This is a genomic window from Streptomyces sp. NPDC002386, assembly GCF_053593175.1.
This window is the reverse complement of record NZ_JBSFBX010000011.1, coordinates 181,564-207,276: the sequence shown is the minus strand read 5'-3', so window position 1 is coordinate 207,276 and position 25,713 is coordinate 181,564. Positions and strand designations below refer to the sequence as shown.

General features: G+C 76.8%; 26 protein-coding genes. 11 read left to right on the top strand and 15 right to left on the bottom strand.

Annotated elements, in window-relative coordinates:
* Window positions 1-9 precede the first annotated feature (9 nt).
* The 3 genes from ACWCPN_RS23065 to ACWCPN_RS23055 form a co-directional block, all read right to left on the bottom strand.
* The gene (locus ACWCPN_RS23065; protein WP_451209355.1) at window positions 10-1,698 is read right to left on the bottom strand and encodes a sensor histidine kinase; all 1,689 of its coding nucleotides are present in this window, start codon (window positions 1,696-1,698) and stop codon (window positions 10-12) included.
* 145 nt (window positions 1,699-1,843) lie between these two features.
* Window positions 1,844-2,056: a hypothetical protein gene (locus ACWCPN_RS23060; RefSeq protein WP_199209488.1), complete on the bottom strand. Its 213-nt coding sequence runs from the start codon at window positions 2,054-2,056 to the stop codon at window positions 1,844-1,846.
* Window positions 2,057-2,197: 141 nt separating this feature from the next.
* Entirely contained in the window at window positions 2,198-3,079 is an 882-nt protein-coding gene (locus tag ACWCPN_RS23055; RefSeq protein ID WP_451209176.1) for a universal stress protein, read from the bottom strand.
* Between the two features lie 275 nt (window positions 3,080-3,354).
* Between ACWCPN_RS23055 and ACWCPN_RS23050 the strand changes: the two genes are divergently transcribed.
* Window positions 3,355-3,759, top strand: coding sequence for an Hsp20/alpha crystallin family protein (locus tag ACWCPN_RS23050; protein ID WP_451209173.1), 405 nt, complete (start codon window positions 3,355-3,357; stop codon window positions 3,757-3,759).
* 66 nt (window positions 3,760-3,825) lie between these two features.
* Here ACWCPN_RS23050 and ACWCPN_RS23045 read toward each other — a convergent pair whose 3' ends face one another.
* From ACWCPN_RS23045 to ACWCPN_RS23005, 9 genes are all read right to left on the bottom strand, one after another.
* On the bottom strand, window positions 3,826-4,446 hold the full coding sequence (locus ACWCPN_RS23045; protein WP_451209170.1) for a V-type ATP synthase subunit D: 621 nt from the start codon (window positions 4,444-4,446) through the stop codon (window positions 3,826-3,828).
* Window positions 4,443-5,852: a V-type ATP synthase subunit B gene (locus tag ACWCPN_RS23040; protein WP_451209167.1), complete on the bottom strand. Its 1,410-nt coding sequence runs from the start codon at window positions 5,850-5,852 to the stop codon at window positions 4,443-4,445. The genes ACWCPN_RS23045 and ACWCPN_RS23040 overlap by 4 nt, the downstream gene beginning before the upstream one ends.
* A complete protein-coding gene (locus ACWCPN_RS23035; RefSeq protein ID WP_451209164.1) occupies window positions 5,849-7,738 on the bottom strand; it encodes a V-type ATP synthase subunit A in 1,890 nt (629 codons plus the stop codon). Before ACWCPN_RS23035 ends, ACWCPN_RS23040 begins: the two co-directional genes overlap by 4 nt.
* A complete protein-coding gene (locus ACWCPN_RS23030) occupies window positions 7,735-8,244 on the bottom strand; it encodes a hypothetical protein (protein ID WP_451209161.1) in 510 nt (169 codons plus the stop codon). Before ACWCPN_RS23030 ends, ACWCPN_RS23035 begins: the two co-directional genes overlap by 4 nt.
* Window positions 8,244-8,468, bottom strand: a complete 225-nt coding sequence (locus ACWCPN_RS23025) for a hypothetical protein (RefSeq protein ID WP_451209158.1) — start codon at window positions 8,466-8,468, stop codon at window positions 8,244-8,246. The genes ACWCPN_RS23030 and ACWCPN_RS23025 overlap by 1 nt, the downstream gene beginning before the upstream one ends.
* Before the next feature lie 2 nt (window positions 8,469-8,470).
* Window positions 8,471-8,884: an ATP synthase subunit C gene (locus ACWCPN_RS23020; RefSeq protein ID WP_451209155.1), complete on the bottom strand. Its 414-nt coding sequence runs from the start codon at window positions 8,882-8,884 to the stop codon at window positions 8,471-8,473.
* A 4-nt stretch (window positions 8,885-8,888) separates the two neighbouring features.
* Window positions 8,889-10,313, bottom strand: coding sequence for a V-type ATPase 116kDa subunit family protein (locus ACWCPN_RS23015; protein WP_451209152.1), 1,425 nt, complete (start codon window positions 10,311-10,313; stop codon window positions 8,889-8,891).
* The gene (locus tag ACWCPN_RS23010) at window positions 10,300-11,226 is read right to left on the bottom strand and encodes a hypothetical protein (protein WP_451209149.1); all 927 of its coding nucleotides are present in this window, start codon (window positions 11,224-11,226) and stop codon (window positions 10,300-10,302) included. Before ACWCPN_RS23010 ends, ACWCPN_RS23015 begins: the two co-directional genes overlap by 14 nt.
* A gap of 88 nt (window positions 11,227-11,314) precedes the next feature.
* Window positions 11,315-11,752, bottom strand: a complete 438-nt coding sequence (locus ACWCPN_RS23005; protein WP_451209146.1) for a hypothetical protein — start codon at window positions 11,750-11,752, stop codon at window positions 11,315-11,317.
* Between the two features lie 170 nt (window positions 11,753-11,922).
* On the opposite strand from ACWCPN_RS23005, the gene ACWCPN_RS23000 reads away from it, so the two are divergent.
* The 3 genes from ACWCPN_RS23000 to ACWCPN_RS22990 all read left to right on the top strand — a co-directional run bounded on the left by ACWCPN_RS23000 (window position 11,923) and on the right by ACWCPN_RS22990 (window position 14,713).
* The gene (locus ACWCPN_RS23000) at window positions 11,923-12,795 is read left to right on the top strand and encodes a CBS domain-containing protein (RefSeq protein ID WP_451209142.1); all 873 of its coding nucleotides are present in this window, start codon (window positions 11,923-11,925) and stop codon (window positions 12,793-12,795) included.
* A 165-nt stretch (window positions 12,796-12,960) separates the two neighbouring features.
* Window positions 12,961-13,818 carry a universal stress protein gene (locus tag ACWCPN_RS22995; protein ID WP_451209139.1) on the top strand — a complete coding sequence of 286 codons (858 nt, stop codon included), beginning with the start codon at window positions 12,961-12,963 and terminating at the stop codon, window positions 13,816-13,818.
* A gap of 22 nt (window positions 13,819-13,840) precedes the next feature.
* Complete coding sequence (locus ACWCPN_RS22990) at window positions 13,841-14,713, top strand: universal stress protein (RefSeq protein WP_451209136.1); 873 nt, start codon at window positions 13,841-13,843, stop codon at window positions 14,711-14,713.
* Window positions 14,714-15,062: 349 nt separating this feature from the next.
* Here the strand turns inward: ACWCPN_RS22990 and ppdK are convergent, their stop codons facing one another.
* Window positions 15,063-17,750 (bottom strand): pyruvate, phosphate dikinase, encoded by a 2,688-nt coding sequence (gene ppdK, locus ACWCPN_RS22985; RefSeq protein WP_451209133.1) that lies wholly within the window; start codon window positions 17,748-17,750, stop codon window positions 15,063-15,065.
* 282 nt (window positions 17,751-18,032) lie between these two features.
* Here ppdK and ACWCPN_RS22980 point away from each other — a divergent pair, with 282 nt between their 5' ends.
* Complete coding sequence (locus ACWCPN_RS22980; RefSeq protein ID WP_392293642.1) at window positions 18,033-18,317, top strand: SHOCT domain-containing protein; 285 nt, start codon at window positions 18,033-18,035, stop codon at window positions 18,315-18,317.
* Window positions 18,318-18,407: 90 nt separating this feature from the next.
* Here ACWCPN_RS22980 and ACWCPN_RS22975 read toward each other — a convergent pair whose 3' ends face one another.
* The gene (locus ACWCPN_RS22975) at window positions 18,408-19,292 is read right to left on the bottom strand and encodes a universal stress protein (protein WP_451209129.1); all 885 of its coding nucleotides are present in this window, start codon (window positions 19,290-19,292) and stop codon (window positions 18,408-18,410) included.
* A 326-nt stretch (window positions 19,293-19,618) separates the two neighbouring features.
* Here ACWCPN_RS22975 and ACWCPN_RS22970 point away from each other — a divergent pair, with 326 nt between their 5' ends.
* The 5 genes from ACWCPN_RS22970 to ACWCPN_RS22950 all read left to right on the top strand — a co-directional run bounded on the left by ACWCPN_RS22970 (window position 19,619) and on the right by ACWCPN_RS22950 (window position 24,187).
* Window positions 19,619-20,437: a universal stress protein gene (locus ACWCPN_RS22970; RefSeq protein WP_451209126.1), complete on the top strand. Its 819-nt coding sequence runs from the start codon at window positions 19,619-19,621 to the stop codon at window positions 20,435-20,437.
* A 158-nt stretch (window positions 20,438-20,595) separates the two neighbouring features.
* Window positions 20,596-22,002 (top strand): nicotinate phosphoribosyltransferase, encoded by a 1,407-nt coding sequence (locus ACWCPN_RS22965; RefSeq protein ID WP_451209123.1) that lies wholly within the window; start codon window positions 20,596-20,598, stop codon window positions 22,000-22,002.
* Window positions 22,003-22,013: 11 nt separating this feature from the next.
* A complete protein-coding gene (locus ACWCPN_RS22960; protein ID WP_199209474.1) occupies window positions 22,014-22,301 on the top strand; it encodes a DUF1876 domain-containing protein in 288 nt (95 codons plus the stop codon).
* A gap of 16 nt (window positions 22,302-22,317) precedes the next feature.
* Entirely contained in the window at window positions 22,318-23,217 is a 900-nt protein-coding gene (locus ACWCPN_RS22955; RefSeq protein WP_451209120.1) for a pyridoxamine 5'-phosphate oxidase family protein, read from the top strand.
* A 94-nt stretch (window positions 23,218-23,311) separates the two neighbouring features.
* Window positions 23,312-24,187 carry a universal stress protein gene (locus ACWCPN_RS22950; RefSeq protein WP_451209352.1) on the top strand — a complete coding sequence of 292 codons (876 nt, stop codon included), beginning with the start codon at window positions 23,312-23,314 and terminating at the stop codon, window positions 24,185-24,187.
* A gap of 222 nt (window positions 24,188-24,409) precedes the next feature.
* Here the strand turns inward: ACWCPN_RS22950 and ACWCPN_RS22945 are convergent, their stop codons facing one another.
* Window positions 24,410-24,865 (bottom strand): cold-shock protein, encoded by a 456-nt coding sequence (locus ACWCPN_RS22945; RefSeq protein ID WP_451209117.1) that lies wholly within the window; start codon window positions 24,863-24,865, stop codon window positions 24,410-24,412.
* A 210-nt stretch (window positions 24,866-25,075) separates the two neighbouring features.
* Between ACWCPN_RS22945 and ACWCPN_RS22940 the strand changes: the two genes are divergently transcribed.
* Complete coding sequence (locus ACWCPN_RS22940; protein WP_451209114.1) at window positions 25,076-25,693, top strand: chloramphenicol phosphotransferase CPT family protein; 618 nt, start codon at window positions 25,076-25,078, stop codon at window positions 25,691-25,693.
* The last annotated feature ends 20 nt before the right edge of the window (window positions 25,694-25,713 follow it).

Genomic DNA, 25,713 nt, shown 5'->3' with positions numbered 1-25,713 from the left:
ACCCGGCGGTCAGGGAGCCAGCGGCACGGTCCACTCGACGACCGTGCCGCTCGGCTCGTTCGCGGACACGGCGAACGAGCCCGCCATCTCCTCCGCACGCCGGCGCAGATTGGCCAGCCCGCTGCGCCGGGTGACCGCCGGATCGATGCCGCGGCCGTCGTCGGCCACCCGCAGCCGCAGGGTGGCGTCCGTGACCTCGACCCCGACGTCGACCGACGTGGCGTGCGCGTGCCGGGCCGCGTTGGACAGCGCCTCGCCGAGCACGGCGAGCAGCTGCTCGCCCTGCTCGGCGGAGACGACGGTGTCCAGCAGCCCGGTCATGCGCAGCGCCGGGGCGAAGCCGAGCGATTCGGTGGCCCGTTCGGTGGCCGCGACGAGCTGGGCGCGCAGCCCGCTGCCGCGCCGCGCCTGGTCGCGCTCGCGCAGGGCGTAGATGGTGGAACGGATGATCTTGATGGTGTCGTCCAGGTCGTCCACCACCCGCTGGATCCGCTCGCTCGCCTGCGGCCGGTCGGAGACCCGGCCCAGGGTCGACTGCAGCGACAGCGCCCCCGCGAACAGCCGCTGGATGACCAGGTCGTGCAGGTCACGGGCGATCCGGTCGCGGTCGTCCAGCACCACCATCCGCTCGGCGTCCCGCCGGTGCTCGGCGACGTCCAGGGCCAGCGCCGCCTGGTTGCCGAACCCGGTGACCATGTCGCTCACGGCGTCGGCGAACAGGGCCCCGCCGGGCAGGTTCGCCACCTGCAGTACCCCGCGGACGTGGTCCGGGGTGCCGAGCGGCACGAAGAAGGCCGGTCCCAGCTCCACCACCGAGGCGCTGCCGCCCTCCGCGCGCGGGTCGGCGCTCAGGGCGTCGCTGGTGATCGTCTCACCGGAGGTGAAGACCTTGGCGGCCAGCGCCGAGGGGGGCAGCACCAGACCCCGGACCTTCTCGGCCCCCGCTCCCGAGGCCGCCTCGATCACCAGCTCACCGCGATCGCCCACCGGGACCGCGAGGGTGACCAGGGCCGCGCCCGCGACCTCCCGCACCTTCGCGGTGAAGGACTCCAGCACCGCGCTCGGCTCGGCGCCCGACAGCAGGCTGCGGGTCAGGTCGTTGCTGGCCGTCAGCCACCGCTGCCGGCGCTGCGCCTCCTCGTACAGCCGGGCGTTGTCGATGGCCACGCCGGCGGCCGCCGCCAGGGTGCGCAAGACCGCCTCGTCGTCGCTGTCGAACTCCGCCCCACTGCGCTTGTTCGTCAGGTAGAGGTTGCCGAACACCTGCTCGCGGATCCTGACGGGGGCACCGAGGAAACCGCTCATCGGCGGGTGCCCGGCCGGGAAGCCCACGGACGCCGCGTGCCGGTGGAGGTCCGCCAGCCGCAGCGGCTCCGGGTGACGGATGAGCTGGCCCAGGATGCCCTCGCCACGCGGAAGGTGCCCGATCCGGGCGATGGTCTCCTCGTCCATGCCGACCGTCACGAACTGCTTGATCGTGCCCTCGTCACCCAGCACGCCGAGCGCGCCGTACTGGGCGTCGACCAGGGTGACCGCCGACTCCACGATGCGGTGCAGCACCACCTCCAGGTCGAGGTCCGAACCGACGGCGAGGACGGCTTCGAGCAGCGTGTGCACCCGGCCCCGCGCCGCCCGCACCTGCGCCACCTGGGTCTGGAGGTCGTCCAGCAGCGCGTCCAGGCGCAGCTGCGGGGACATCCCTGACGCCTCCGCCTCGCGCCCGTACTGCGCGCGCTCGTCCACCACGGGCTCCCCTCGCCGGTCCGCCGACTCACCCCCAGGATGCCCGACGGGGCGTGGTCGTTCCACGGCGGCCCGGGGCCCCGGCGTGCGGCCGGCGTCCTCAGCCGAACAGGCTCGGTACGCGGATCGTCCGGACGTGCCGCCACGTGCCCCCGGGCAGCAGCATCCACTCACCCGCCCCGCGCCGGGGCGCCCGGGCGGCACGGCCGTCCCGGGCGCGCACGGCCTCGGAGCGCGCGGCTCCGCGGGACGGCAGCCGGGCGCCGCAGCGCTCGGACTCGATCCGCGGCAGGGTTCGGACACGCTTGCTCACTGTTCCTCCCGGGATGTGCGGCGGAAGGTGCCGTCCGCCCGCGCTCCTTCGCGGGCCGCTGTGCCGTGCCGGCCGGCGGGACTCGGGTGACCGGGCCCGTTAGCGGCGGCCCCCTCCGCCCCGGTTCCCGTCCGCTCCGGTTCACGCCGGCGGAGACGGGACCACCAGGACGGGGCAGCGGGCGTGGCGCAGCAGACCCTGACTGACCGAGCCCAGCATCATGCCCGTGAAGCCGCCGTGTCCCCGGGTACCCACCACCAGGCCCAGCGCGTGCGCCGAGGCGTCCGCGAGCGCCCGCACGGGATGCCCGGTCAGCAGCTCGTGGCGCAGGTCCACCTCCGGATAGCGGTCCCGGCGGCCGGCCACCGTCTCGGACAGCAGCCGCCGGCACTCCTGCTGCGCCGCGTACTCGTCGAAGATCCGCAGCGGCCCCGGCTGCCACACGTACAGCGCCCGCAACTGGGCTCCGCGCAGCGCGGCCTCCTCGAACGCCAGGTCGACGGCGACGGCGGAACGCTCGCTGCCGTCGACGCCCACGACGAAGTACGCGGGCTCCTGCGTGACGTGCTCCGGCTCGGGCACGACGACCACCGGGCAGTGCGCGTGGGCCGCCACCGGCAGCGCGACGGCCGCCGAGCCGAACACCTCCTGCGTCCGGTTCAGATGCCGCGAGCCCAGCACCACCGACGTGGCGTCGCGGCTCTGTTCGCGCAGTACCCACACCGGGTCGCCCTCGGCGAGCAGCGGATCGACGACGGCGTCCGGGCAGCGCGCGGTGACGAAGTCGACGGCGTCGTCGAGCACCTGCTTGCCGGCCCGGTGCAGCGTGTCGTTCCACTGCTCCCAGGACGACGGGACGTCCGGCGCCCGGGTGCCCCTGGTCGGTACGCCCTCCACGTGCACCGGGCGCAGCGGGACCCGCCGCCGGACCGCCTCGTCGGCAGCCCAGGCCAGCGCCATCCGCCGGCCCGGGTCCGGATCGACGCCCACCACGACCGGCCTGCGGTCAGCGGCGCCCGCCATGGCGGCCTCCCTCGTCCGCCGGGGCCGGGGGCCGGGGCAGCACGTTCATCGTCCTCGCCTCCTCGCGGCGGTGGCACGGGGAGAACCACCGCTCCTTTCCATGGAAGTCCCGGTACGGCCGGACTGCCAGTGCCAGGAGTCCCCGGCTTCCGGCGCCGGTGCCGGAAAGGACCCAGCGGCCCGCAAGAAGGGCTGTTCGGCCTACGCGCGAGGGGCCCGCGCGCGCTGCACTGGAGGTGCCGGCAGACCCGACGACCGCAGAGGAGGTCACGGTGATGGCCACACTGACACGCAGGCAGAAATTCCCGTTCCCGGACATGCCCGACTGGTTCGAGACCATTCCCAGCAAGTTCTCGATGCCCGCCGTACGGATCGAGGACTACACGGAGAGCGGCCGCTACGTCATGCGCGCCGAACTGCCGGGCATGGTCCCCGAGGACATCGACGTCGCCGTCGGCGAAGGCGTCCTGACGGTCCAGGCCGAGCGCACCGAGCGGGACGTGGACAAGAACCACAGCGAGTTCCGGTACGGCGCCATGAGCCGCAGCGTGACGCTGCCGCGGGGCGCCGACGAGGACGACGTCACGGCCGACTACACCGACGGCGTGCTCACCGTCAGCGTCGGCCTGGGCGCCGAGCGGACGGAGGCGAGGCACGTCGAGATCAAGCACAAGCACTGACCGGCGACCGGTCCCCGGCCGGCGGGCTCCGCGCGGGGCCCGCCGCCGTCCGCCCGCGCCGCTCCGTCACCGGACGGCGCGCGTCGCGGCCCAGCGCCGCCGTACCGCGTCCTCGTGCTCCGCCTCCTCCAGCGCGAGCTCGACCGCCGCCAGCTCCCGCCGCAGCCGGGGGATCCAGTGCCCGCGCAGGGCCCGGACCCGCTGCCGGGTCCGGGCGGCCTCCGCGGCGAGCAGCTCGGCGGCTGCCCGGTGGACGGCGTGTTCGGCGGCGGCCCGCACCGCGGCGCGGTAGGCCGTCTCCGCGTGCGCGAGTGCCGTGTTGGGCGGCGCCGGCTCCTCAGGGGCGCGCACCGGGGCCGTCCAGGACAGGGCCGCCGGATGCCGGACGCCCATCACCGCCTCCCACCGGACACCGACCCGCGCCCGGTCGGCGGGCGCCGCCTCGGCCCACGCCCGTTCACCGCCGAGCAGCAGCCCGCGCACCAGCCAGGTGTCCGCCTCCGCCAGCCGATCGCGCCAGACGCGGCCCGCCTCCCCGGCCGCCTCGCGCTCCGCGCCCTCCCGGTCCAGGAGCAGCCGGAGCTTGCGTTCCAGCAGTTCGGCCCCGCGCTCGGCCGTCGCCAGGCCGCGCCGCAGCCGCAGCCGGCCGGCCCGCCCCACCGGCCCCCGGCCCCCGCGCCCGCTCACGGCGTCCCCGCCCCGTCCGCGCCGTCGGCGGCCGGCGGCCGCCGGGCGTCGAGCAGCTCGGCCGGAAGCATGCCGAGCTGACCGCGGGGCAACGTCAGCAGCACCTCCCAGGCCCGGTCCAGGGACTCGTCCAGCGAGCGGTTCTCGGCCGTGCCCTGGGCGAGGAAACGCTCCCGGAAGGCGTCCTCGAGGTCCAGGTGGCGCAGATCGGCCGGGGAGAGCGCCGGCCGCCCGATGAGGTCGGCCAGCTCCCTCACCTGCCGTGACCGGGCGAGCGCGGCGATGAGCTGCGCCGCGACGTCCGGATGGTCGGCGCGGGTGCGGCCCGCGCCGGCGCCCTTGCGCATCAGCCGCGACAGGGAGGCCAGCGGGTCGACCGGGGGATAGGTGCCGGCCGTGTGCGCCTCGGCGGACAGCACGATCTGGCCCTCCGTGATGTAACCGGTGAGGTCCGGCACCGGATGGGTGATGTCCCCGGCCGGCATCGTCAGCACCGGCAGGACCGTCACCGAGCCCGGGCGGCCCCGGATCCGGCCGCACCGCTCGTACAGGGAGGCCAGGTCGCTGTACAGGTACCCCGGATAGGCCCGGCGGGCGGGTATCTCGCCGCGCGCGGCGGACACCTCGCGCAGCGCCTCCGCGTAGGCCGTCATGTCGGTCATCACCACCAGCACGTGGCGGCCCTCCGCGAACGCCAGGTGCTCGGCCACCGTCAGGGCGATGCGCGGGGTCAGCAGCCGCTCGATCACCGGATCGTCGGCGGTGTTGAGCAGCAGCACCAGGTCCCGGGCCGCCGAGCGCTCCGCCAGCCCCGCCCGGACGAACGCCGCGTCGGCGTGGGTGAGCCCCATCCCGGCGAAGACGACGGCGAACGGCTCGCCCCCGCAGGCGGCCTGCGCCGCGATCTGCACGGCCAGCTCCAGGTGCGGCAGCCCGGCCGCGGAGAACACCGGCAGCTTCTGGCCCCGCACCAGGGTGGTGAGCACGTCCACGGCGGTCACACCGGTGAGCACCGGCTCGTTCGGCGGCTGCCGGCGCACCGGGTTGATCGGGGCGCCGCCCACCGCCGCGTCGGCGGCGCCCAGCACCGGCGGGCCGCCGTCGGCGGGCTCGCCCCGCCCGTCGCAGACCCGGCCCAGCCAGCCGGTGCCGACCGGGATCCGCAGCGGCGCGCCCGAGAAGGCCACCCGGGTGCGGGTCCGGTCCATCCCGGCCGTGTCCTCCAGCACCTGCACCACGGCGAGGTCCCGGTCCACCTCCAGGACCAGCCCGTGCCGTCGCCCGCCCGAGCCGACCGCGATCGTGGCGAACTCGTCCCAGCCCACCCCGCTCACGCCCTCGACGACCACCAGCGGGCCGCGCAGCTCCCGCACCCCCGTGTACTCGACGTCGGCGGGCCCCTTCATGCCGCCGCCCGCCCGAGCCGGTCCAGCACGGTGTCGCGGGCCCGGCCCACCGGAGCGGTCTCGGCGGGCCCGGCGGTCTCCCTGGCCCGCAGCAGCGGGGTGAAGTCGACCGCCTCGACCGCGTCCGCCCCCGTGCCGCCCTCCACCAGCTCGACGCAGCGGTCGATCACCGACAGCGAGGCCTCCACGAGCGCCGCCGTCTTCCCCGGCGCGCTGTAGGCGTCCGCCGGGGACAGCGCGCTCTGCTGGATCACCGCCTCGCGCAGCAGCCGCCCGGCGAGCACGCTGATCCGCTCGCGGGGCGGCAGGGCCGTGACGCCGACCAGCTCCACGAGGTCTGCCAGCCGGTCGGCCTCGGCGAGCAGACCGGCCACCCGGGCCCGCCGGGCCGCCCACCCGGGATCACCGGCCCGCGCGTAGGCGGCGGCGAGCGCGGCCACGTCCCGGGAGAAGGAGTCCGTCCAGGAGACGGCCGGGTAGTGGCGGGCGTAGGCGAGGTCCCGGTCCAGGCTCCACAGGCACCGTACGAACCGCTCGGTGTGCGCGGTGACCGGCTCGGTGCGGTCGCCGCCGGGCGGGGACACGGCACCGATCACCGTGACGGAACCGCGGGCGCCGCCGAGGGTGCGCACCGGGCCCGCCCGCTCGTAGAACGCCGCCAGCCGGGAGGCGAGCCCCGCCGGGTAGCCCTCCTCGGCCGGGAGTTCGCCCATCCGGGAGGCGAACTCGCGCAGCGCCTCCGCCCAGCGGGAGGTGGAGTCGGCGATGACGACGACGTCCAGTCCCATGTCGCGGAAGTACTCGGCGACCGTGGCGCCCGTGTGCACGCTCGCCTCGCGCGCCATCATCGGCATGTTGGAGGTGTTCGCGATCGTCACGGTGCGCTCCGACAGCCGTCCTCCGGTGCGCGGATCGGCGAGCTCGGACAGCTCCTCGATGACGTCCGCCATCTCGTTGCCGCGCTCGCCGCAGCCGACGTAGACGATCACGTCGGCGTCGCACCACTTGGCGATCTGCTGCAGCAGCATGGTCTTGCCGGTGCCGAAGCCGCCCGGCACGGCGACCGTGCTGCCCCGGGCCACCGGGAACAGCAGGTCGACCGCCCGCTGCCCGGTGTGCAGCGGCTCTTCGGCGGGCAGCCGCCCGGCGGCCGGCCGGGGCCTGCGGACCGGCCAGCCCTGCGCCATGCGCACCTCGTGCCCCGCCACCTCGGCGAGCACGGCGTCCGCGCGGTACTCGCCCGCCGCCGCGACGCCGGTCACCGTCCCGGCCCGGCCGGGCGGCACGAGCAGGCTCAGGCGCACCCGCGCCCCGATCTCCCCGAGGACGTCACCCGCCTCCACCCGGGCACCCTCGCCCACCCGGGGCACGAAGGGCCAGGCGCGCCCGTCCGGCGCGCCGTCCCCGGCACCGGGCAGCAGCAGGTCGCCGGCGCCGGACAGCGGCCGCAGCAGACCGTCGAACACCCCGCCGAGCAGGCCGGGTCCGAGTACCACCGACAGCGGCCGGCCGAGCGGTTCGGCGGGCTCCCCGGGCGCCATGCCGCCCGTGTACTCGTACGCCTGGACGGTGGCCGAGTCGCCGTGCACGGCGACCACCTCACCCGGCAGCCCGGCGGTGCCCAGCGAGGCGAGATCGTGCATGGCGACCGAGGCGGGGCACTCCATCTCGACCAGCGGCCCGGCGACCCGGAGGACGCGGGGTACGGCGTCGCGACGAGCCGGGTCCGGATCCGGGGCGGGAGGCCGGTCCGGGCTCGGGTCCGGGGTCTCCGGCGCGGTGCCGGACCGTGTGTGCGTGGTGCCGGACCGTGTGTGCGTGGTGCCGGACCGTCCGTGCGGGGCGCCGTCGCCGTCCGCAACACGTCCGCCGCCCGGGCCGGTCACGGCCGTTCCCACAGGTGCTCGGCCCGTACCCCGGCCCGGTCCAGGGCCCGGTCGGCGAGGGTGTCCGCCGACAGGTCGACGCGGCGCCCGGGCACCTCGGCGCTCACCCCGCCGCCCGGCGCGTCCGTGACGCGCGCCCGTGCCCCCAGCAGGGCCCGCGCCGCCGCCACCAGCCGGTCCCGTGCGCGAGGGTCCCCGGCCAGTGCCCGCCGCACACCCGCGCGGACCTCGGCCCGCAGGTCCGCGTAGACCTCGGCGCGGGCGGCGAGTTCGGCGGTCCACGCGTCCTCGGCCGCCCGCATCCGCTCACCCGCGGCCGCCGCGGCCCCGTCCGCGGCGCCGGCCTCGCGGGCCGCCGCGAGCACCCGGTCGGCCGTGCCGCGCGCGACGCGCAGCGTCTCCTCCGCGTCGGCCCGCGCCCGGTCGAGCACCGCCCCGGCCTCGGCCCGGGCCGCCCGCAGCAGTTCGGCACGCACCGGTTCCAGCGCGTCCACGGGCGCGGCCATCAGGGCATCACCACGGTCAGCGGCCGGGACGGATCCGGCACCGTCACCCCGGCCCCGAGCGCCTCGGCGGCCGGTGCCGTGAGGATCACCAGGGCGACGCCGCGCGGGAGCCGGCCCCAGGCCCGGCGGACGGCGTCCGGGCTCTCCGCGACCAGCACGTCCACACCGGCGAGGGCCAGCCCGCTCACGTCCGGGCGCGCGCCGATGGCGGCCACGGTGCCCATCGTCAGGCCTTTCCGATCAGCAGGATCGCGACCACCAGCCCGTACACGGCGATGCCCTCCGCCAGGCCGACGATCACCATCGCCCGGCCGAACATCTCCGGGCGTTCGCTGAGCGCGGCCAGCGCCGCCGCACCCGTGTAGGCGACGGCGATGGCGGCCCCGATGGAGGCACCGGCCACCGCGATGGCCGCCCCGATCAGCGCGGCGCCGCCCGCTCCGCCCGGCGCCCCCGCCTGCGGCGAGGCCTGCGCGGGCGTGGTGAGCGCCGTGACCAGGACGGCGCAGGCGCCCAGCAGCAGGGCGAGGTTGGTGGCCAGCAGCCAGCGCACCGCGTGTCCGGGCCGGCGCCGGCGCAGCAGTGCCACGGCACCGGTAACCGCGAGCAGGACCGGCAGGACGACGATCCAGGTGAGCATGGGATCACCTTCGTAGCAGCGCCTCGGCACGCTCCGCCGCGGGGACGTGCCAGGGACGGAACGGCCGGCCCTCCGTCTCGAAGAGCCGGGAGAAGATCTCGTAGAACGCGAGCCGCAGTGCCTGCACCCCGGCCACCAGCGCCTCCAGGCCGAGGGAGACGGCCGTTCCCACGACGAACAGCACCGCCGCGCCGGCGACCCCGCCCGCCCCGCGGCCGGCCAGCGCCGTGGTGCCGCGCCACACCAGGTCGGCGAGCGCGGCGTGGGTGAGCCCGAAGGCCGCGAGCCGAGCGAACGACAGGGTGTTGGTCCCGGCGCGCACGACCACGTCGAAGAGCCGCACCGCCGTCTCGGCCAGCCCCGCGCCGCCGCCCGCCGAGGCCCGGAACAGGCCCGACGCCAGCAGCGCGAGCCCGGACGCGGCGAGCGCTGCTCCGCCCGCCGACGGCACCGGCGAGTGCAGCACCAGGCCCGCCGCGGCCAGTGCCAGCCCCAGGTAGAACAGCAGCCCGGCACACCCGGACGCCGCGTACAGCCCCGCCGCCCAGCCGTCCTCACGCACCCGGTTCACCGCGCCGGCGGCGTGCGCCAGGGCCAGCAGCCCCGCCCCGAGGACCACGGCGGCGGTCAGCAGTCGCGCGGGACTCTCCAGCGGGGCCAGCCACAGGACGGGCAGGAGGCCCGTCGGCCCGAAGAACTCGCCGTAGGCGGCACCCGCCAGCATCGAGGCGAGTCCGGCGCCGGCGAGGAACGGCCACAGCCGGCGCAGCGGTGCCAGGCGCCGGGGCCGGCCGAGGCGCAGCGCCACCGCCCCGAGCAGCAGCAGCGCGCCGTGCCCGACGTCGCCGAACATGATCCCGAACATCGCGACGTAGGCGAGGCCCGCGGGCCACGAGGGGTCGAGATCGGCGTACCGCGGTGTGCCGTACGTCGTCACCAGCGGTGTGAACGACACCCGTCCGGTCTGCCGCAGCAGGGTCGGCGGATCGGTGCCGCGCGGCGTCGGCAACGGCACCAGGGCACCGCCCGCCGCGGCCAGCCGCCCCGCCACACGGGGCATCTCGGCCGCCGGGCACCACCCGGCGAGCGCGGCCACCTCGCCCCGCCGTTCGGCGCTCCCCGCGCGCTCCTCCAGCTGGGCCTCGCCGGCCAGCAGCCCCCTGTCGTCCCGCCGGGCCAGCCGGTCCAGGTCGGGCGCGGCGGCGGCCAGGACTGCCGTGTCCCCGCTCTCGGGCGTGGCCGGCCCGGCGCGCCCCCGCAGCCCGCGCAGCCGCAGGGCCGCCGGACCCGGGGCCGCGTCGGGCGCGCGGTCCAGCTCCACACAGCCCGCCTCGGCGATCCGCACCAGTGCGTCGCGCAGCGCCGTCCGGGGCACGACCACCGCGACGCGCCGCATCCGGACCGGTGTCATCGGCTCAGGCCAGGGCATCGAACGCCTCCCCGACCCGGCCTCCCCGCGCCGCCGACTCCAGCGCGGCGCGCACCCGCCAGGCGTCCACGGACAGTACGGCGACCGCGCCGACGACCGCGCGGGGACCGAACCGGTTGTCGCGCAGCATGGCGGCACCGTCGTCCCGCAGCGTGCGCCACCAGCCCACCTCGGCCCGCCACAACGCGCCCGGCTCCCCGGCCTCGGCCAGGAGCCGGCGGGCCGGGGCCGGCAGCAGTTCGCGGAACCGCGGATAGGAGGCCGCGCCCGTCGCCCGCGCCCCCAGCAGCCGGGCCGCGTCGCGCCGTACCGGCTCCGTCAGCGGCCGCCCGTGCACGAACAGTTCACGCGCCGTCAGCAGCGCCGCGCGCCCCACCGCCCAGTCCCGCGCCTGCGGCACCGCGAGGGCGGTCCGCCGCGCGGCGGCCATCCGCATGCCGGTGAGCACGGCACCGGCGGAGTCACCGCCCGGATCGCCCCAGGCGGACGCGGTCAGCACGGCGCGCAGCCCAGCCCCGGAACCGGCGCCCTCCAGCCGCCGCCAGGCGGTCTCCAGGGCGCCGAGCCGGTACGGCTCGACGGGGGCCGGGCCGTGACCGTTTCCGGCGAACAGGGCGGCCACGTTGGCCACCTCGAAACCGCAGGCCAGCGGCACGAGCAGGCGTGCTCCGCCGCGCGGCAGCCAGCCCGCCAGCACCCGCAGGTGCCACAGCAGCGTGGCGGACACCGCCCGCTGGGCCTCGGACAGCCCGGCCACGGGCGGCGCGTACTTCCCGTACGGCGTCACGACCAGCTCCCGCAGGGCATCGCCGAGATCCGCGCGGACCGCGAGCTCCCGGGCCCCGGCGGCGCCGACGCGACGCAGGGCGAGCTCCCGGGCCCGGACCGTCCCGGCCACCCATGCGGGGCTCATGGTGTTCCGCCCGTCTCGGTGGCCTGGCGTGGGGTGTCGGTCACCGTGGGGTTCACCGTCCGGGCCGTTGCGGCCGGCCGTGCGGTACTCATCGTGTTCCGTCCGCGCCGGTGGCCCGGCTCAGGGCGTCGGCCACCGTTCGGTCCACCAGTTCGGGCATGCGTTCGCGGGCCCGCGCGCGGACCGCCTCGGCGCTCCGGTCACCGGCGGCGCGCACGGCGTCGGCCTCGCGCCGGGCGTCCTCGAGGACGGGCGCCGCGGCAAGCCGCCGTACCTCCGGGGCCCGCTCCCGCGCGTCCGCCACGACCCGCTCCGCCCGCAGCGCGGCGTCCCGTCGCAGGACCTCGGCCGCCTCGTCCGCCGCCGTGCGGATCCGGGCCGCCTCCCGCTGAACGTCCGTCAGCCGCGCCAGGGCGGGCTCCAGCTCCGCGGCCCGCTCCGCCGCCCGGTCGGCGGGCACGCCGACGGCGGCCGCTCCGGGCGTACCGGTGGGACGGAACCGCTCCAGGAAATCCCGCAGGCTCATCTCCCGGCCTCCTGCCGGTCGGCTGCTCCTCCAGTTTCACCGTCCCCGCCCCGGCCCGCACCGGATAGGGCCGTCACGCCGCTCCACCAGGGCCGTTCGGCTCTAGGCGGCGGGCACGGGAACGCGGTGACACTGGACCACAGGCAACCCGACGGAGCGCGGAGGCCACCGTGAACAGGCACGAGAACTTCTCCACGGGGGCGGAGGCCCGGCGGACCCAGCCCGGCCGTTCCTGGAGCCCCGGTGAGAGCGCCCGGCAGGACATGCTCGTCCGGTACCTGGGCGCCGTGGCCGCCGCCGCGGCCTGGCACGCGGGCCCCGGGGAGTCCCCGCCGGGCGAGACCTCCCGGCCGGCCCCCCGGGCCGCGCCGCCCCCGCGGCCCACGACGCCGGGGCACGGCGCGGGCCCGGTGCTGGTGCGGGACGTGATGGACGTGCCCGCCGCGTCCCTGCGGGACGACCTGCCCTATCGGGACATCGCCCGGCTGCTCGCGCGCGAACAGGTCGGTGCCCTCCCGGTCGTGGACGGCGAGGACCGTGTACTCGGCGTCGTCTCGGAGTCGGATCTGCTGGCCAAGGTGGCGTTCGAGGCCTCGGGCCACCGGCCCGGCCCCATCGGCAGGCTCCGGGAGCGGCGGCTGCACGAAAAGGCCCGTGGCGAGACGGCGGCCGACCTGATGACCAGCCCCGCGATCAGCGTGCTGCCGGGCACCACCGTCGCCGAGGCCGCCTGGCTCGCGGCGCTGTCCCGGCTGAAGCGGCTGCCGGTCGCCGACCACGAGGGCCGGCTGGTCGGCGTGGTCGGCCGGGACGCCCTGCTGCAGACCCTGATCAGGGACGACGCCGTGATCCGGGCGGAGGTGGAGACGAGAATCCGGGCCGTCTGCTCCCCGCACGACCGCGGGACGGTGGATGTGACCGTCCACGACGGCATCGTCGAGCTGACGGGGCAGGTGTCACCGGCGACCGGGGCCCGGCTGCTGGCCGAGGTCGAGCGGATCGCCGACGTGCTCGAGGTGAAGAACCTCCTCCGCGCGGACTGACACCGCCCGGTCGCGGCCGGACGGCGGACGCCTCCGACCACCGGCCCACCCGGCCCACCCGCCCCACCGGCCCCCCGCTTCACCGCCCGCCCGGCGCCCGGCGGAACGCACGCCCACCCACCCCAGACAGCCCCGACCGCCCCCCAGTCCCCGGAGGTGGAGACCATGACCCGAACCGTCACCGCGGGCCTCGACGGCTCGCCCGAGAGCCGCGCCGCCCTCGAGTGGGCGGCCCGCGAAGCCGGGCTGCGCCACCTGCCGCTGAAGATCGTCAACGTCCGCGAGCCCGGCCCCGCCGCCGACGACCTCCCGCGCGAGGCCGCCGAGGGCGTCCGGCTGCGGCATCCGGGAGTCGAGGTGGTCACCGACCGGTTCACGGCAGACCCGGCCGAGGCCCTGACCGAGGCGGCGGACGCCGCCGAACTGATGGTCCTGGGCTCCCACGGGCTCGGCACCGTCGGCGGGTTCCTGCTCGGCTCGGTCAGCCTGGCCGTCATCGCCCGCGCCGAGCGTCCGGTGGTGCTGGTCCGGGCCGGCGAGCAGGCCGCCGACGAGCACCGGCCGGACCCGGCGGGCGTACCGTCGGCCGCCGCCCCCTTCCGGCCCGTCGTCCTCGGCCTCGACACCGGCGCCCCGGACGACACGCTGCTGGAGTTCGCCTTCGCCGCCGCCGCGTGCCGGGACACCGCCCTGCGGGTCGTGCACGGCTGGAACGAGCCGCACGGCTCAGTGCACCCGCTCCAGGGCGACGCCGAAGAGCACGCCTCGCACGCGCGCGGGCAGGCCACCGTCCTGACCGAGCTGCTGCGTCCCTGGCGGCAGAAGTTCCCCGACGTCCAGGTCATCGAGGCGAGCCGGTGCGGCAGCGCCGCCCGGGTCCTCGTGGGCGCCGCCCGTGACGCGGCCCTGGTCGTCGTCGGCCGTCGGGTCCGCACCGGCCCCCTCGGCGCCCGTATCGGCCATGTCACCCACGCCGTGCTGCACCACGTCGAGGCACCCGTGGCCGTCGTCCCGCACACCTGACTCCCGAGCCTAGGAGAGCCCGATGGAGCTTCCGATCGTCGTCGGCGTCGACGGATCCGGTCCGAGCCTGCGGGCCGTCGACTGGGCGGCCGACGAGGCCGCCCTGCGCGGCGCGCCACTGCGCCTGGTGTACGCATCGCTCTGGGACCGGTACGAGGGCGCGCTGCTCGCCCAGGAGCTGGACCGTCCGAAGGAGGAGGTCATGGCGCAGGACGTGGTCGGCACCGCCCGGCAGCGCGCTCGGGCCCGCCGACCCGAGGTTCCGGTCCACACCGACGTACTGGGGGAGGAGCCGGAGGAGGGACTGGTACGGGAGAGCCGCACCGCCCTCGCGGTGGTGCTGGGCTGCCGCGGCCGAGGCGGAGTGACCGAGGCGCTCCTGGGCTCGGTGAGCCTCACGGTCGCCGGGCGGGCGCACTGCCCGGTGATCGTGCTGCGCGGCAGCCACGACAACCGGGCCGGCTCCGCGTCGCGCGGCCCCGTCGTCCTCGGCGTCGGTGAGAAGCCGACGGTCTCGGCCGCCGCCCGCTTCGCCGCCGAGGAGGCGGTGCTGCGCCGAGTGCCCCTGGAGGCCGTACGGGCGTGGCGGCACCCCGCGCACGCGGCCACCGGGCACCCGCTGCTCACCGGTGAGCCCGCCCACTTCGAGGAGCAGCGGGCCGCCGAGGCGGTGGAGGAGGCCCTGGCCGACGCTCCGGCCGGTCTCGAGGTGACCCGCCGGGCCGTCGAGGGGCACGCCCGCGATGTCCTTGTCGCGGCCTCCCACGAGGCCGGCCTGCTCGTCGTCGGCGCCCGGCACCGGCACGGCCCCTTCGGGCTGCACCTCGGCCGGGTCGTGCACGGCGTCCTGCACCACGCGGCCTGCCCGGTCGCCGTCGTACCCGAAGCCTCCTGACACCGAGCCGCGGCCGAAGCCGAGCCGCGGCACACCGGACGGGAAGCCGGGCGACCTGTGAGCCGTCCGCACCGGAGCGGAAGCCGTCCGCACCCCGAGCGGAGTCCGACCGCGCGAACGGCGACCCGATCGCGCGCCGGTCGCACCGGCGCGCCCGGGTCGCACCGGCACGGCGGCCCGGCCGCGACCACACCGGACGGACCGCCCCGAGAAAGGGCGGTCCGTCCGCCGCGACCGGGACCCGGCCCGTCCGCCGTGACCAGGACCCGGCCCGTCCGCCGCGACCAGAGCCCGGCCCGCCGTCATCAGGACCCGGCCCACCCCGTCGTGCCACCGGGGCAGGCCGGGCTCACCGGGTGTCGCCGGTGTCGACGTCGTCCAGTGCCGCCCGGCCGGCCTCCAGCCGGGCCACCGGGACCCGGAACGGCGAGCAGGAGACGTAGTCCAGCCCCACGGAGTGGAAGAAGTGGATCGACTCCGGGTCGCCGCCGTGCTCGCCGCACACGCCGGTCTGCAGCTCCGGGCGGGCGGCCCGGCCCTCCTCCACGGCGATCCTGACGAGCCTGCCCACCCCCTCGCGGTCCAGCGTCTCGAACGGCGAGGCGGCGAACACGCCCTTGTCGAGGTAGGCCGGGAAGAACGCGGCCTCCACGTCGTCCCGGGAGAAACCCCAGGTGGTCTGGGTCAGATCGTTGGTGCCGAAGGAGAAGAACTCCGCCTCCGCGGCGATCCGGCCCGCGGTGAGCGCGGCCCGGGGCAGCTCGATCATCGTGCCGACGGGGCACTCGACCGGTACGCCCGTCTCCGCGCCGACCTCGTCCAGGACCCGCCGCACCTCCTCCCGGGCGAGCCGGAGTTCCTCGACGGCGCCGACGAGCGGCACCATGATCTCCGCGCGGGGCGAGCCGCCGGCGCGGACGCGCTCCACCACCGCCTCGGCGACCGCCCGCACCTGCATGGCGACCAGGCCGGGCACCACCAGACCGAGCCGCACGCCGCGCAGGCCGAGCATCGGGTTCTCCTCGTGCATCCGGTTCACCGCGGCGAGCAGTTCCGCGTCGCGGGCGTCCGCCCGGCCGCCCGCCGCCTCGGCGGCCGCGACGCGCACGGCGAGACCCGTGCGGTCCGGCAGGAACTCGTGCAGCGGCGGGTCGAGCAGCCGAATGGTGACGGGCAGTGCGTCCATCGCCTCCAGGATGCCCGCGAAGTCTTGCCGCTGGAGCGGCAGCAGAGCGGCCAGCGCCCGCTCCCGCGCGGCGTCCGAGGACGCGAGGATCATGTCCTCGACCAGCCTGCGCCGTTCGCCGAGGAACATGTGCTCGGTCCGGCACAGGCCGATCCCCCGCGCCCCGAACCGCCGTGCCCGCGCCGCGTCCTCGGGGGTGTCGGCGTTGGCCCGCACCTCCAGCCGCCGTACCGCGTCGGCGTGTTCCAGAGCGCGTGCGACCGAGGCGACCTCGCTGCCGGTCTGCATGCCCGTCTCCAGATAGCGCATCGTGGCCGAGGCGGCGAGCGGGACCGCGCCCGCGTACACGTCACCGCTGGAGCCGTCCACCGAGACGACCGTGCCCTCCTCGACGACGGTGCCGGCCCGCGTGGTGAACCGCCGCGCCCCGGTGTCGACGGTGATGTCCTGCGCGCCGCAGACACACACCTTTCCCATGCCGCGGGCGACGACGGCCGCATGGCTGGTCTTGCCGCCCCGTCCGGTGAGCACCGCCTGCGCGGCGACCATGCCGGGCAGGTCGTCCGGTGTGGTCTCCTCCCGGACCAGCACCACCCGCTCACCGGCCGCCGCCCGCCGCACCGCCTCCGCGGAGTCGAACACGGCCGCGCCCACCGCGGCGCCGGGCGAGGCCGGCACGCCATGGGTGAGCGGGGTGCCGGCGGCGGAGGTGTCGAAGCGCGGGAACATCAGCCGTGCCAGCCCGTCGCCGCCGACCCGGGCCAGGCCCTCGTCGGCCGTGATGAGCCCCTCGTCCACCAGCTCGGCGGCGATGGCGAACGCGGCGCCGGCGGTGCGCTTGCCCACCCGGGTCTGCAGCATCCACAGGGTGCCGCGTTCGATGGTGAACTCGATGTCGCACAGGTCGCGGTAGTGCCGCTCCAGGGTCCGCGCGTGATCGCGCAGGCGGCGGTACGACGCCGGGTCCAGCGGTTCGAGCTCGGCCAGCGGCACGGCGTCGCGGACCCCGGAGACGACGTCCTCGCCCTGGGCGTTCGACAGGTAGTCGCCGTACAGCCCGGGGCGTCCGGTGGCCGGGTCGCGGGTGAAGGCGACACCGCTGCCGGAGTCCGGGCCGAGGTTGCCGAACACCATGCGCTGCACGGTGACCGCGGTCCCCAGGTCGTCCGGGATGTGCTCGCGCCGCCGGTACAGCCGGGCGCGCCCGGCGTTCCAGGACCGGAACACGGCGAGGACCGCCTGCTGGAGCTGCTGGGCGGGGGACTGCGGGAAGTCCCGGCCGGTCTCGTCCCGGATCAGCTGCTTGTACGTCTCCACCAGCCGGGCGAGGTCGCCCGCGTCGAGACGCAGGTCGTCGGGGGCCCCACGGACCTCCTTCAGCCGGGCCATGACCTCGTCGAACCGGGCCGGATCGACGCCCATCACGGTGCTGCCGTACATCTGCACGAGCCGGCGGTAGGAGTCCCAGGCGAAGCGTTCGCTGCCGGAGACCTTGGCCAGGCCGAGCACGGAGTCGTCGTTCAGGCCGATGTCGAGGACCGTCTCCATCATGCCGGGCATGGAGAAGCGCGCCCCGGAGCGCACGGAGACCAGCAACGGGTCGTCGCGCTGCCCGAGCCGCCGCCCGGTGGCCGCCTCCAGAGCGGACAGGTGCCGGGAGATCTCGGCGGACATGCCCGCCGGCTCCTCGCCGTTCGCCAGGAAGGCGCGGCAGGCGTCGGTGGTGACGGTGAACCCCGGTGGGACCGGGAGCCCCAGCCGGGTCATCTCGGCGAGGTTCGCCCCCTTGCCGCCGAGCAGGGCGGCCAGTTCGCGGCCGCCGTCCCGGAAGTCGTACACGTAGCGGCTCATGACGCCTCTCCTCGGCTCGTCGGTCCGGTGCCGGTACCCGTCCAGCGTCCGCCGCCGGGCGGCGGCCGGGGAGGTGCCCTCCGGCCCGTGGGCCGGGCCGACCGGCCCCGGACCGCGCCGCCGGGACGGGGCCCGAGGCCCGACGAGGGCCCAACGGCCCCCCGGACGGGCCTCATCGGCTCATGACGCGCCGTCCGGCGCGGGCGACGGTGGACACAGACAGGTCGGACCCCGCGCACCGGAGCGCTCGTCCCGGTGCCCTCCAGGAAGTGAGTCGCCGTGATGTTCTGGTACGACCACGATGCCGGGTGGGGCTGGTTCGCCATGTCCGTCGGCATGCTGCTCTTCTGGGCCCTGATCGTCGCCCTCGGCGTGCTGCTGTACCGCGCCCTGGCCCGGCCGCGCGGGGGTGGCGCGCCCACCGGGACGCGGCCCGCGGGCCCCGCGGCCGAGCACCTCCTCGCCGAGCGCTTCGCCCGCGGCGAGATCGACGAGGAGGAGTACCGCCGCCGGCTCGCCGTCCTGCGCGAGGACGCCGGTGACGCCCCCAGGCCCGCCCGGCGCTGACCCGCACCCGCCCTGCCGGGCATCGCGCCCGGCCCGGCGGTCAGGGCTCCGCCGGGCCCCGCCGGTCAAGGCTCCGCCGGGCCCCGCCGGTCAAGGCTCCGCCGGGCCCCTCACCACGGCGACCGGACAGTGCGCGTGGTGCAGCAGTGCCTGACTCACCGAGCCCAGGAGCAGACCGGTGAAGCCGCCCCGGCCCCGGGCACCGGCGACGAGCAGCTGCGCACCGCCGCTGGCCTCGATCAGCGCCGGGCGCACCCGGGAGCGCACCACGCGCCGCTCCACCCTGACCTCCGGACGGCGCTCCCGCCACGGGCGCAGACTCTCTTCCAGCAGGCGCTCCTCCAGGGCCTGCAGCCGGCCGGCGTCCGTCACCACGTCCAGAGGGTGGGCGGGTTCGCCGCCGGCGTCGTCGCTCCAGGTGTTCCACACCCGCAGCGCCACCAGGTCCGCGCCGCGCAGCGACGCCTCGTCGAAGGCGAGGCCGCCGGCGGCCTCGCCCGCCGGTGAGCCGTCGGACGCCAGCAGCACGGGACCGTCCGGATCGGGCCTGCCGCGCACCACCAGCACCGGACAGCGGCCGTGCGCGGACAGGTGCACTCCGGTGGAGCCGAGCAGCAGGCCGCCGAATCCGCCCAGCCCGCGGCTGCCGACCACGACGAGCGAGGCGGTGTGCGACTCGATCTCCAGCACCATCAGCGGCTCACCGGCTGCCACTTCCCGGGTGACCGCCAGCTCCGGTACGGCCTCGCGGGCGCGCCGTTCGGCCTGCACCAGGGTGCCGTCCACCATCTCGCGCGCCCCCGCCGCCGCCGGATTCCACGGCGGCCCGCCGGGCGGCAGATGCACCGCCGGCCAGCCGAAGGCGTGCACCAGGCGCAGTTCCGCGCCGCGCAGCCCCGCCTCGCGGGCCGCGACCTCGACGGCGTCCAGGCTCGACGGCGATCCGTCCACTCCGACGACGACCGGTTTCGTCATGACACACCTCCGGGTAGCCGGCTGTAACTCCCGGCACGCCCCGGCACGGGTGGAGCCGGGGGCCGCCCGCTTCTCGCGGGCCCTGATTGCACGGTGCGCGGTTTCGCTCCGCTTCACCGTGTCTCCTCGTGGCCCTCGGCTCAACTCCAGGACACCTCGTCCCGCACGCGGACACCAGGGCCGCACGGCCCCGGCCGGGGGACCGGCCGGCCCCGGGGCCGCCGCGTGGCGGCCGCACCCGTCCCGTACGAAGCTGGAGACCCGGCCGTCCGGGTCCGCCGGACCGCACGGGCCGGACACGGCCGGGCCGAGAGGAGACGACGACGGTGACGGTTCCCCTGGTGGTCGGCCTCGACGGCTCCGAGGCGAGCCTGGCGGCGGTGGACTGGGCCGCGGGCGAGGCGGTCCGGCACGGGGTGCCGCTGCACCTGGTGCACGTGACGCCGGGGGACCGGGACACCCGCGCCCTGATCGGCGCCGCCACGGAGCGGGTCCGGCGGTGCGCCCCCACGGTGCCGGTGACCGGCGAGGTGCTGCACGCCGACCCGGCCGGCGCGCTGATCGGCAAGGGACACGAGGCCTTCGCGCTGGTCCTCGGTTCCCGGGGACTGGGTGACCTCGACGCGATGCTCCTGGGGTCCGTCGGCCTGGCCGTGGCGGCCCGGGCGGAGTGCCCGGTCGTCGTGGTGCGCGGCGCGGCCGAACACCGCCGGACCGCGTTCGGCAGCGTCGTCGTCGGCGTCGAGAACGGCGAGGGCAGCGGCACGGCGGTGGCCTTCGCCTTCCGCGAGGCCCAGGTGCGGCACTGCGGGCTGGTGGTGGTGCACGCCTGGACCGCGCCGCCCGTCGCGCACGCCACGGCGCAGGCGCCCTCCTGGGCGCTGGAGGCACACCGGCGCCCGCCGGCGCAGGTGCTCGACGACGCCCTGCGCGGACTGACGGAGCGTTACGGCGACGTGCCGGTGACCCGCAGGGTCATCGAAGGACCGGCCCGCCGGGAACTGCTCGACGCCGCGGCCGCCGCGGACCTGCTGATCGTCGGCGCGCCCCGGCGGCACGGGCACCCGGGCCTCCAACTGGGCCTGATCGGCCACGCCATGCTCCACCACGCGCCGTGCCCGGTCGCGGTGGTACCCCGGAGCTGACCGGGACCGGCCCGCCCGCCCGCGGCCGGCGGGAGCCGCTCCGGGGCCGTCCGGCCGCCGGGGCCGGACGTCGGCACGGCAGGGCCGTTCGGCCCTGTGAGCGGGGTCCGCCGCCGACCGATCGTGGGACGACGGGGGGAGCCGAGGAGGCGACGCCGATGTCGGAGGCGACGACCACCGATCTGTACGAGGTCACCATGGCCCTCTCGTACCTGCGGGAGGGCATGTCGGGCCCCGCGACGTTCAGCCTGTTCGTCCGCGACCTGCCGCCCGAGCGGGGATTCCTGGTCGCCGCCGGTCTCGAGTCGGCCCTGGAGTACCTCTGCGGCCTGCACGTCGGCCCCGAGGACGTCGAGGACTTCGCCGCCGCCCTGCACCGGCCGCCGGACGAACTGCGGCCCCTGCTGGGACTGGAGTTCACCGGCCGGGTACGGGCCGTGCCCGAGGGGCGGATCGTGCTCGCGGGCGAACCCCTGCTGGAGGTGACCGCGCCCCTGCCCGAGGCGCAGCTCGTCGAGACGTACGTGCTGAACCGGCTCAGCCACCAGACGCTGATCGCCTCGAAGGCGGCGCGCTGCGCCCTCGCGGCGGACGGCCGCCCGGTCGTGGACTTCTCCCTGCGGCGCACCCACGGCCCGCAGGCCGGGTTCCAGGCGGCCCGGCTCGGCGCGCTGGTCGGCTTCGCCGGGACCAGCAACGTGGCAGCCGCCACGGCCACCGGCACACCCGCCGTGGGCACCATGGCCCACTCCTACGTGGAGGCGTTCCCCGGCGAGGAGGAGGCGTTCCGCGCCTTCGCCCGGACCCACCCGGGGCCGCTGACCCTGCTGGTGGACACCTACGACACCGAGGCCGGCGTCCGCGTCGCGGCCCGCGTCCTGCGCGACCTGGACCTCGGGCCGGGCTCCGCCGTACGCCTGGACAGCGGCGACCTCGGGGCCCTCGCGGTCCGTGCCCGGGCCCTCCTGGACGACGCGGGCCTGCCGGAGGTGCGGATCATCGCCAGCGGCGGACTCGACGAGTACGCGGTGGACGACCTGAGGCGCGCCGGGGCCCCGGTCGACGTCTTCGCCGTCGGCACCCGAGTCGGCGTCTCGGCCGACGCGCCGTATCTGGACTCCGCCTACAAGATGGTGGAGTACGACGGCAGACCGGTGATGAAGCTGTCGTCGGCGAAGGTGACGGCGCCCGGCCCCAAACAGGTGTTCCGCCGCCCCGGGTACGCCGATGTGATCGCCCTCGCCGACGAGCGGCCCCCCGGCGACGGCACGCCGCTGCTGGAGACCGTGATGGCCGGCGGGCGGCGCACCGGCGGGCCGGCCACGCTCGACGACGGCCGGGCGCGGTTCGCCGCGGACCTGGACGGGCTGCCGCCCGCCGCCCGCCGCGTCCGCGCCCCGGTCGCACCCCGCGCCACGGTGTCCGGGCGGCTCGCCGCACTGGCCGCCGACGTCCGGCGGGGCATCGAGGAGCGGATGTCCGCCGCCGGTCCCCGGCCGCCCGGCGCGGGACCCACCGCCCACGGGCCGCTCCGGCCGGTGGCCCACCGGCCGGTATCCAGGTGAGGAGAGAAGCGATGTCGCACACGGCTGAGTGGAAGGTCCGCCTCCACCTCTTCGAGGACGACGAGGGGACGACGAAGGCACATGTGGTGCTGGACACCGGCACCACGGCGCTCACCGGCGAAGGGGCGGCTCACTGCCACCCGGCGGACGCGAACGTACCGGAGATCGGCGACGAACTGGCGGCGGGGCGGGCCATGGTCGACCTGGCCAAGCAGCTGCTGACGACCGCCGAACGGGACATCCAGGGCATGGGGACACCCGGGCCGGCCCCGGGGACCCTGAAGACGGCATCACTCTGAGGAGAGGGCGGCGACCATGCGAGCTCACCTCGGCGACCAGCTCGTCGTCGAAAGCCCGGCGACCGGCATCGCCCGGCGCGACGGCGAGATCGTCGGACTGCACCACGACGACGGCACACCGCCCTACGACGTGCGCTGGTCGGACACGGACCAGGTGTCGCTGGTGTTCCCCGGGCCCGACGCGCACATCCGCCACATCGCACACGGCGCGCCCCAGTCCGGTCACGCGGCCCCGGCGGCGTCCGGCGCCGCCGTCCCGGCGTTCGGCGCCCCAGGAGGCGGCGACATCGGCCGGCGGGTGGCGGTGGAGCGCCGGCGGCGCGGGCTCACCCGGGAGGAGACGGCGGGCCGCGCCCGCATGTCGCCCGACTACCTGGCCTACCTGGAGGAACACCCCGCGGACCCGACGCTCGCCACCCTCGTCAGGCTGGCCGACGCGCTCGGCACGACCGTCGCCGCGCTGCGCGGCGGAGGCGCCGACCGGCCGCCCGGGCAGGGCCACGCGCTGCTCCACCCGCGCCTGCGCGACCTCGGCCCGGACGAGTGCCGCGCCCTGCTGTCCACGCACGGCGTCGGCCGCGTCGCGGTGACGGGGCCCGACGGGTCGCCCGCGGTCGTGCCGGTCAACTACGAGATCCTCGGCGACACGATCGCCTTCCGGACCGCGCCGGGCTCGCTGCCCGCGGCGGCCGTGGGCACGGAGGTCGCCTTCGAGGTGGACCACCTGGACGAGCCGCTCAGCCAGGGCTGGAGCGTGCTAGCCGTGGGCACCGCGCGTGCCGTCACGGACCCGGACGCCGCCCGGCGGCTCGCCGGGGGCGCGTACGGCGAGCCGTGGGCGGGCGGCGAACGCGAGATGTGGGTGTCGATCCGGCCCACCCGCCTCACCGGCCGCCGCATCAGCCCGGGCCCCTGACCGGGGCCGCGGCGACCGCGCGACGGCACGCGGGGGAGCGAAGGGGGTTACGGCAGGGGGGTGCGGCAACCGGACGGAGAAGGCGATGGCGACGATGGAACTCCCGCTGGTCGTGGGCGTCGACGGCTCGGACCCCAGTCTGCTCGCGGTCGACTGGGCGGCGGCCGAGGCGGCGCGGCACGGGCTGCCACTGCGCCTGGTCCACGCGTCCCTGTGGGAGCGCTACGAGGGCGCCCGGCCGTCCTTCGGCACCGGCCGGCCCGCCGAGGAGGTCATGGCCCAGCACATCGTCGCCTCCGGCGCGGAACGCGTCCGCGCGCGCGAACCGGAGGTGAAGGTGTCCGGCGATGTGCTGCCCGCCGACCCGGTGGCGGTGCTGCTGGCGGCGGCACCCACGGCCTCGGCCCTGGTCACCGGCGTACGCGGGCGAGGCGCGATCGCCGGTCTGCTGCTGGGGTCGGTGAGCCTCGCGGTGGCGGCGCGCGCGGAGTGCCCGGTCGTCGTGGTCCGGGGGGCGGAACGGAACGTCGCCGGGTCGCTGGGCCGCATCGTGGCCGGAGTGGGCGAGTCGGCGGGCAGCGCCGACGCCCTGCGGTTCGCCGCCCGCGAGGCGGAGGCGCGGGGCTGTGCCCTGACGGCCGTCCGGGCCTGGCGCACCCCGGCACAGCAGCCGGTGGACCACATGATGATCGCCGACGACGCGGCCCGGTCCCGCGAGGAACGGGCCCTGGCCGGCCTCGAGGACGCCCTGAGGGAGACCGAACGGGAGCACCCCGGACTGGAGATCGAGCGCCGGCCGGCCGAGGGCCCCGCCCACCGGGTCCTGCTGGAGGCGTCCGCCGAGGCCGATCTGATCGTCGTCGGCGCCGTGCGGCGCGAGGGCCACCTCGGCCTGCAGCTCGGCAGGACCGCCCACACCCTGCTGCACCACGCGCGGTGCCCGGTCGCCGTCGTCCCGCACCGCGTGTGAGGTCCGCCGGGACCGTACGGGAACCCTGCGAGCCGCTCGCGCCGAGGGCGCCCCGCCTCCCGCGGTGGCGGACGCCCTCCACGAGCGTGCGAGTCATTCCGCGACGAGCCCGAGCGGCCGGACGCCGACTCGACGTCACCGGCGCGCTCGTGACGACCTGCGCCGCCGCGTTCGCCGGCTCGGAGACCGTCGTCGCGACGGCGCCCGACGGGACCCGGTGTCTCAGTCCTCGGTCCACCCGTGGTTCCTGCCGAACCGCAGCAGCCCGAGCCGGACCTGAAGGATCTGCTCCCCGGTCAGGGACGGCGCGGTGGCCAGCAGGATCTCGGTGACCTCGTGGAGGTACTCGTCCGGGGTGAGGACGTCGCACAGCGGGTCGTCGCCGTCCGGGTGCCTGGCGTCCGGATGCCTGGGGGTGGCCGGGAAGGGCACCGCGCCGCCGCCCCCGGCCGGTGCCGCCGGCCGGCCGGCGGACGCCGCCGGCAGCTTCACCGACGAGGCCTTCGGACCCCGGTCGCCCTCCTCGACCTCGAACTCCACCACGAGCCCCGGACGCAGCTGCTGCTCGGGAATGAGCAGATCGTTCACGTGCAGGAAGACGTCCTCGGTGCCGTCCTCCGGAGCGATGAACCCGTACCCCCGGGATCCGTCGAACCGCACCACCCGACCAGCGACCATGCCACCAACCCCCAAAGAACCGGCCCCCTTGCCCGGGCCGTCACCAGCGCAGCAGACTAGGCCACCGCAGGCCGTCGCGGCGAGCCGCGCCCGGTCCCACCCCTCCCGCGGGCCCCGCCCCCGCCACCACTCGTGCCGTCGTACGCGCCGGGATGCGATGATCACGGCGCCCCGCCCGGCCCAGGGCCCTCGCCGACGGAAGGACGACCCATGGCGACCGAAGCGGCTCCGCACCCGGCCGACCCGGACCACGCACGCATCCCCGGCACACCGGCCGGGGGCACGGTCGTCCTGCTCAACGGCACGTCCAGCTCGGGCAAGTCGAGCATCGCCCGCGCGCTGCTGGAAGTGCTCGACGGCACCTGGTTCCACATGCCCGTCGACACCTTCCACTCCATGCGCGGCGGGCGGCCGCTCGCCGGCGCGGACCTCCCGGCCGAGATCGACCGCACCGTCAAGGGCTTCCACCGCGCGGTCGCCGGGATGGCGGCGGGCGGCAACAACCTCGTCGTGGACCACCCGCTCAGCCGCCACTGGCGCCTGCTCGACCTGCTCGGCCTCCTGGAGCCCGGGGACACCTGCCTGGTCGCCGTCCGCTGCCCCCTGCCCGAACTGGAGCGCCGGGAGCGTGCCCGGGGCGACCGGCAGCCGGGACTGGCAGCCCTGCAGTACGAGCACGTCCACGCGCACGGGCCGCACGACGTCGAGGTGGACACCAGCGTGCTGTCCCCCCGGGAATGCGCGCTGCGCATCGCCGGCTTCCTGCGGGACCGGCCACGCCCCACCGCGTTCGAGAGGCTCCGGGCGGCAACGCGCGACGGGGACTGAGCCCGGTCGGCGGCCGGGAC

What these genes read in the sequence shown, in the direction of transcription:
- ACWCPN_RS23020 (WP_451209155.1), bottom strand. Translation starts at nt 8,884, where the DNA reads ATGCTCACCTGGATCGTCGTCCTGCCGGTCCTGCTCGCGGTTACCGGT.
- ACWCPN_RS23040 (WP_451209167.1), bottom strand. Translation starts at nt 5,852, where the DNA reads ATGAAGGGGCCCGCCGACGTCGAGTACACGGGGGTGCGGGAGCTGCGC.
- ACWCPN_RS23055 (WP_451209176.1), bottom strand. Translation starts at nt 3,079, where the DNA reads ATGGCGGGCGCCGCTGACCGCAGGCCGGTCGTGGTGGGCGTCGATCCG.
- ACWCPN_RS23025 (WP_451209158.1), bottom strand. Translation starts at nt 8,468, where the DNA reads ATGGGCACCGTGGCCGCCATCGGCGCGCGCCCGGACGTGAGCGGGCTG.
- ACWCPN_RS22995 (WP_451209139.1), top strand. Translation starts at nt 12,961, where the DNA reads ATGACCCGAACCGTCACCGCGGGCCTCGACGGCTCGCCCGAGAGCCGC.
- ACWCPN_RS22940 (WP_451209114.1), top strand. Translation starts at nt 25,076, where the DNA reads ATGGCGACCGAAGCGGCTCCGCACCCGGCCGACCCGGACCACGCACGC.
- ACWCPN_RS22965 (WP_451209123.1), top strand. Translation starts at nt 20,596, where the DNA reads ATGTCGGAGGCGACGACCACCGATCTGTACGAGGTCACCATGGCCCTC.
- ACWCPN_RS23010 (WP_451209149.1), bottom strand. Translation starts at nt 11,226, where the DNA reads ATGAGCCCCGCATGGGTGGCCGGGACGGTCCGGGCCCGGGAGCTCGCC.
- ACWCPN_RS22950 (WP_451209352.1), top strand. Translation starts at nt 23,312, where the DNA reads ATGGAACTCCCGCTGGTCGTGGGCGTCGACGGCTCGGACCCCAGTCTG.
- ACWCPN_RS23050 (WP_451209173.1), top strand. Translation starts at nt 3,355, where the DNA reads ATGGCCACACTGACACGCAGGCAGAAATTCCCGTTCCCGGACATGCCC.
- ACWCPN_RS22955 (WP_451209120.1), top strand. Translation starts at nt 22,318, where the DNA reads ATGCGAGCTCACCTCGGCGACCAGCTCGTCGTCGAAAGCCCGGCGACC.
- ACWCPN_RS22980 (WP_392293642.1), top strand. Translation starts at nt 18,033, where the DNA reads ATGTTCTGGTACGACCACGATGCCGGGTGGGGCTGGTTCGCCATGTCC.
- ppdK (WP_451209133.1), bottom strand. Translation starts at nt 17,750, where the DNA reads ATGAGCCGCTACGTGTACGACTTCCGGGACGGCGGCCGCGAACTGGCC.
- ACWCPN_RS22990 (WP_451209136.1), top strand. Translation starts at nt 13,841, where the DNA reads ATGGAGCTTCCGATCGTCGTCGGCGTCGACGGATCCGGTCCGAGCCTG.
- ACWCPN_RS22945 (WP_451209117.1), bottom strand. Translation starts at nt 24,865, where the DNA reads ATGGTCGCTGGTCGGGTGGTGCGGTTCGACGGATCCCGGGGGTACGGG.
- ACWCPN_RS22975 (WP_451209129.1), bottom strand. Translation starts at nt 19,292, where the DNA reads ATGACGAAACCGGTCGTCGTCGGAGTGGACGGATCGCCGTCGAGCCTG.
- ACWCPN_RS23030 (WP_451209161.1), bottom strand. Translation starts at nt 8,244, where the DNA reads ATGGCCGCGCCCGTGGACGCGCTGGAACCGGTGCGTGCCGAACTGCTG.
- ACWCPN_RS23065 (WP_451209355.1), bottom strand. Translation starts at nt 1,698, where the DNA reads ATGTCCCCGCAGCTGCGCCTGGACGCGCTGCTGGACGACCTCCAGACC.
- ACWCPN_RS23005 (WP_451209146.1), bottom strand. Translation starts at nt 11,752, where the DNA reads ATGAGCCTGCGGGATTTCCTGGAGCGGTTCCGTCCCACCGGTACGCCC.
- ACWCPN_RS23015 (WP_451209152.1), bottom strand. Translation starts at nt 10,313, where the DNA reads ATGCCCTGGCCTGAGCCGATGACACCGGTCCGGATGCGGCGCGTCGCG.
- ACWCPN_RS22960 (WP_199209474.1), top strand. Translation starts at nt 22,014, where the DNA reads ATGTCGCACACGGCTGAGTGGAAGGTCCGCCTCCACCTCTTCGAGGAC.